General features: G+C 72.6%; 5 protein-coding genes. 1 reads left to right on the top strand and 4 read right to left on the bottom strand.

Features of this window, described 5'->3' with window-relative positions:
* The 4 genes from ACFWN1_RS31655 to ACFWN1_RS31640 all read right to left on the bottom strand — a co-directional run.
* Positions 1–596 (bottom strand): DUF305 domain-containing protein (locus ACFWN1_RS31655; RefSeq protein ID WP_384369670.1); only part of this gene is annotated, 596 nt, incomplete at its 3' end.
* An 81-nt stretch (positions 597–677) separates the two neighbouring features.
* The gene (locus ACFWN1_RS31650) at positions 678–1,076 is read right to left on the bottom strand and encodes a DUF6153 family protein (RefSeq protein ID WP_384369667.1); all 399 of its coding nucleotides are present in this window, start codon (positions 1,074–1,076) and stop codon (positions 678–680) included.
* Between the two features lie 63 nt (positions 1,077–1,139).
* The gene (locus tag ACFWN1_RS31645; RefSeq protein WP_384369664.1) at positions 1,140–2,444 is read right to left on the bottom strand and encodes a cytochrome d ubiquinol oxidase subunit II; all 1,305 of its coding nucleotides are present in this window, start codon (positions 2,442–2,444) and stop codon (positions 1,140–1,142) included.
* Positions 2,445–3,899: a cytochrome ubiquinol oxidase subunit I gene (locus ACFWN1_RS31640; protein ID WP_384369661.1), complete on the bottom strand. Its 1,455-nt coding sequence runs from the start codon at positions 3,897–3,899 to the stop codon at positions 2,445–2,447.
* Positions 3,900–4,095: 196 nt separating this feature from the next.
* On the opposite strand from ACFWN1_RS31640, the gene ACFWN1_RS31635 reads away from it, so the two are divergent.
* The gene (locus ACFWN1_RS31635; RefSeq protein ID WP_384369658.1) at positions 4,096–4,806 is read left to right on the top strand and encodes a lysophospholipid acyltransferase family protein; all 711 of its coding nucleotides are present in this window, start codon (positions 4,096–4,098) and stop codon (positions 4,804–4,806) included.
* The last annotated feature ends 93 nt before the right edge of the window (positions 4,807–4,899 follow it).

The following is a 4,899-nucleotide window of genomic DNA, read 5'->3' as shown; positions in this document are numbered from 1 at the left end:
AGCAGGCCCTCCATCTCCTTGATCTCGGCGCTCTGCGCGGTGATCACCTGGTCCGCCATCCTGATGGCGCGGCCGTCGCGGCCCTCGGCCTGCTCCGTGCCGGCCATCTCCACGGCGCCCTGGTGGTGGGCGGTCATCAGGGTCAGGAACTTCCGGTCGAAGTCCGCGCCGGTGCTCTTCTCCAGGGACGTCATGTCCTCGGCACTCATCATCCCGGACATGCCCGCGTCACCGCCGTGCCGCGAGTGGTCCATGCCGGCCATCTGGGGCTCCTCGCCCCACGACTTCAGCCAGCCGGTCATGGTGCGGATCTCCGGGTCCTGCGCCTGCTCGATCCGGGCGGCGAGCGCCTTCACCCGTGCGGAGGCGGCGTGCCGGGGGGCCAGCCGGGCCATCTCCAGGGCCTGCTGGTGGTGCGGGATCATGCCCTGCGCGAAGGTGACGTCCTGGGCGTTGTGGGTGTCGGCCGTGGCCGGGGCGGCCGGGGCCCCGTGGGCGCCGGTGTGCTCGCCGCCGCCGCAGGCGGCGAGGAGGACGGCGGCGCAGGCGGTGGCGGCGCCGAGTGCGGCACGGCGGATCGGGTTTGCGGTGGTCATGCGGGAACTCCTGCTGATGGACGGGCCTTCGGGCACACCTGGGGCGGCCACGCTTCAAAGGGCGCGCGGCCGTGGGTGCCTCTAGATCCGCAGGAGTTGGAGTTCGGCTAGTGAGGGCGGTGCGCGGGCGCTGTCCGGCGCGGTGGCGGCCAGGGTGCGCAGGCCGCCGCACGGGCCGGGCGCGCGGACCGGTCCCGCGACCGGCTCCGGCAACTCGGGGCCGCCGCCCACGGCGCCGGACGCGCAGGTCGGGTCGGCGTGGTGCAACTGGTGGCCGCCGCAGTGGCCGTCGGGGCAGTCGCCGGGCGCGTCGATGACGACACCCGCGTGGACGGTGTCCGCGTGTCCCGGGTGCCCGGTGCCGCCGGCCGGCGGCAGCGCGTGCATCCCGAGCAGCCCGGCCAGCACCGCGAGCACCAGCAGTCCGGGCGCGCGCCGCAGGGGCGTCCGCGGGGTGCGCTGGTACGCGGGGCCGGGCATGCGGGTCATCCTACGAGCAGCCCACATGGTCACTCCGGCGGGCTCGCCGGTCCGTGAGGGGGTTCAGTCAGCGGGCTCCGCGGGCGTCCGGCCGTGCCGCGCCCGCTCCCGCGTACGCCGTACCGCGCGGGCTCCCGCGACCGCGGACGCGGCCACCGCCCCGGCGCAGAGCGCGTAGGGCAGCCAGCGGGGGCGGGGCTCGGGCGGGAGTGCGGTCGGGTCGAGCGGTACGCCGGGAGCCAGGCCGGCGCCCGTCGTCGCGGTGGCGACACGGCCCGTACCGGCGTCGCGGTGGCCCCCGGCGGGTACGGCCTGGCGTCCTTCCGTACCGGTGTTCCGGTCCGCTCGCGTCACAGCGTCCCGAAAGGGATGTTCGTCCACCCCCACGCTGCCTCGCCCGCTGAGCCGGAACAGGAGGACCAGGGACGGCACGATGAGCACGCCGGCGACGACGGCGACGCCCACGACGACGTCCAGGGTGGCGTCCGGTGCGGCGGCCTCGTCGACGGAGAGGTGCGTGCCCAGGAGGTACGGCGTCTGGGCCACACCCCAGCCGAGCACCACCAGCGCGACCGCGCCCGCCGCCGCCACCCGGGTCCCGGTCTTCTGCCTGGTCCACAGCAGGGCCAGCCCGACCAGGCCGCCGACGGCCGCGAGGACCACGAGGGGCAGCGCCGGTCCGCTGAGACGGTCGAAGAGGCGCGGCGAGTCGGCGTGGAGGACGAAGATGCCGGCGAGGGTGACCGCGCCGGTCACCGCTCCGGCGGCCATCGCCCGGTCACGGTAGTACCGGTACAGCTTCCGGTCGTCGCGGTGCAGGGCCTCCACGGTCAGATAGGTGGCGGCGAGGTAGGAGCAGGCCAGGACCGCGAGGACGCCGCCGAGGACGCTGGTGGGGTTGACCCAGCTCGACACGGCGTCGCCGTTGCCCGCCGTGGGCACGCGGCCGGAGGCGAGGCCGCCCGCGACGGCGCCGAAGCAGTACGGCGTCAGCACGGAGGACAGGGCGAACGCGGCGCCGTACAGCCGTTGCTCCTCGGTGCGGACGGTGGCCTTGCGGAAGGCGAAGCCGGCGCCGCGCAGCACGATGCCGAGCAGGGCGAGGATCAGCGGGATGTACAGCGTGGTGGTGATGGCGGCGAAGGCCCCGGGGAAGCCGCTCCACAGGACGACGAGGCAGTAGATCAGCCAGGTGTGGTTGGCCTCCCAGACCGGGGCGAGGGAGGCGTCGATCAGATGCCGAGGCTCGCGGCCGCGCTTGGCACCGCCCGCGATCAGGTCCCAGAAGCCCGCGCCGAAGTCGGCCCCGCCGAGCACCGCGTAGGCGACGACGCCGATGAAGAGGAAGGCCGCGACCAGCCCGGCCATTCACAGCACCTTTCCCTCGGAGCGGTCGGGCTCTTCGGCGCGCTCGAGCCGGGAGCCGAGCGTGGCGTCGGGGCCGTAGGGCACGTGGACGTTCTCGTCGCCCTGCTTCTGCCAGCGTCGCTTCATCGACAGCAGGACCCAGCCGGCACCCGCACCGACCGCCGTGTAGAGCACCACCACCCCCGCGAAGGTGGGCCAGAGGTTGCCCTGGGTGGTCACCGCGTCTCTGGTGCGCAGCAGCCCGACGACGATCCACGGCTGCCGGCCGACCTCGGTGGTCACCCAGCCGGCCTCCAGACTCAGGAGGGAGACGACCCCGCACAGGGAGGCGGCGCCCAGGAACCAGCGGTTGGTCTGGAGGGTGTTCCGGCGCTTCCACCACAGCCAGACGAACCAGGCGGCCACGGCGAGCATCAGCATGGAGGTGCCGACCATGATGTCGAACGCCCAGTGCACGATGTTGACCTGTGCGGTGGTGGGTCTGACGTCGGCGGGGACGGCGGCGAGTCCCTGGATGCGGGTCGAGGGTCTGAACCCGGCGAGGAGGGAGGCGGCCCACGGCACCTGGACGCCGTAGCGGACCTCGCCGTCGATGAACACACCGCCGAGGGTCTCGGGCACATGGGTGCCGGTGACGGGCAGCATCTCGATGGCCGCGAACTTGGCGGGCTCCGAGTCGTAGACCTGCCGGGCGATGGTGTCGCCGACGAAGATCTGCACCGGCAGTGCGACGGCGGCGGTGACGAAGCTGATGAGGAAGCCGAGCTTCTGGTAGTGGCCCCGCCGCCCTCTGATCATGCCCACCGCGTAGACGCTCGCCACACAGAACCCGGCCACGATGTAGGCGGCCAGCAGCATGTGCCAGAACTGGAGCCAGAAGGCGTTGTTGAAGAAGACCTCGCCGGGCCGGACGTCGACCAACCGGCCGTTGCGCAGGGTGATGCCGCCGGGCTGGTTCATCCAGCTGTTGGCGGCGATGACGGCGCCCGCTCCCCCGATGCTGGCCAGCGCCACCGGGACACCCGACCAGAAGTGGGCCCAGGGGGGCATCCGGTCCCAGCCGTAGATGTAGATGGCCACGAAGATCGCTTCGAGGAAGAAGAACAGCCCCTCGATGGCGAAGGGGAAGCCGAAGGCGGCGCCGTACTTCCCCATCAGGCCCGGCCACAGCAGGCCCAGCTCGAAGGAGAGGACGGTTCCGGTGATGGCGCCGACCGCGAACAGCAGGGCGGCCACCTTGGACCAGCGCCGGGCCAGCAGCAGCGCGGCCTCGTCACCCTTGCGCAGGCCCCGGTGGTTGGCGATGAGCATCAGGGAGGTCAGCGCCACCCCGAAGGGCACCAGGATGATGTGGAATCCCAGGGTGAAGGCCATCTGTTCCCTGGCGGGCAGCAACTGGTCCGGCTCCGCGGCGGCCAGGAGCAAGGGGTACCTGGCCAGGTCGACCGTCAACATGGACGGGCCCTCCTGTTCGCTCTTCTGCCATCTCCTGGCGAATCTGCCACTGTTTCGCCCGGTTCGCCCGGCGTGGATGCACCAGGTGCAGCGCTCGGGGCGGAGCCACGTCCGCGAATTCGCCGCGCGACGAGCATGAGCCCCGGCGCGGGCGGTAACAGGTGACTGCACATGCCGCTGCGAGCGAGGGGGAGCCGTGTTCTACCACTTGCTGAAGTACGTGCTGCTGGGCCCGGTGCTGAGGCTGTTCTTCAGGCCCCGGATCGAGGGGCTGGACCATGTGCCCGAGTCGGGCGGGGCGATCATCGCCGGTAACCACCTGTCGTTCTCCGACCACTTCCTGATGCCCGCCGTACTGAAGCGCCGGATCACCTTCCTCGCCAAGGCGGAGTACTTCACCGGGCCGGGGCTCAAGGGCCGGCTGACGGCGTTCTTCTTCCGCAGCGCCGGCCAGATCCCGGTGGACCGCACCGGGAAGGAGGCCGGTCGGGCGGCCGTCCGCGAGGGGCTGAAGGTGCTGGGCCGGGACGAGCTGCTCGGGATCTACCCGGAGGGGACCCGGTCGCACGACGGACGGCTGTACAAGGGGAAGGTCGGGGTCGCGGTGATGGCACTGCGGGCCGGGGCGCCGGTCGTGCCCTGCGCCATGATCGGCACGTTCGAGGCGCAGCCGCCCGGCCGGAAGATCCCGAAGCTGCGCCCGGTCACCATCCGCTTCGGCGAGCCGCTGGAGTTCTCCCGCTACGACGGCATGGAGGACGAGAAGGCGGTCCTGCGGGCCGTCACGGACGAGATCATGTACGCGGTGCTGCGGCTGTCGGGCCAGGAGTACGTGGACCGGTACGCGGCCGAGGTGAAGGCGGAGGCGGAGGCGGCGACGACCCACAGGTTCGCCCGGCGGCACTGAGCCCGCGCACGCCGAGCCGCACGCACTGAGCCCCGCACGGCCGAGCCCCGCACGCCGAGCCGCGCGCACTGAGCGGCGCGGGAAGGCCGGAAG

The sequence above is a fragment of the Streptomyces sp. NPDC058459 genome (genome assembly GCF_042721685.1).
Lineage (GTDB): Bacteria > Actinomycetota > Actinomycetes > Streptomycetales > Streptomycetaceae > Streptomyces.
The sequence above is the reverse complement of the archived record's forward strand: the minus strand, read 5'-3'. Positions and strand labels throughout refer to the sequence as shown.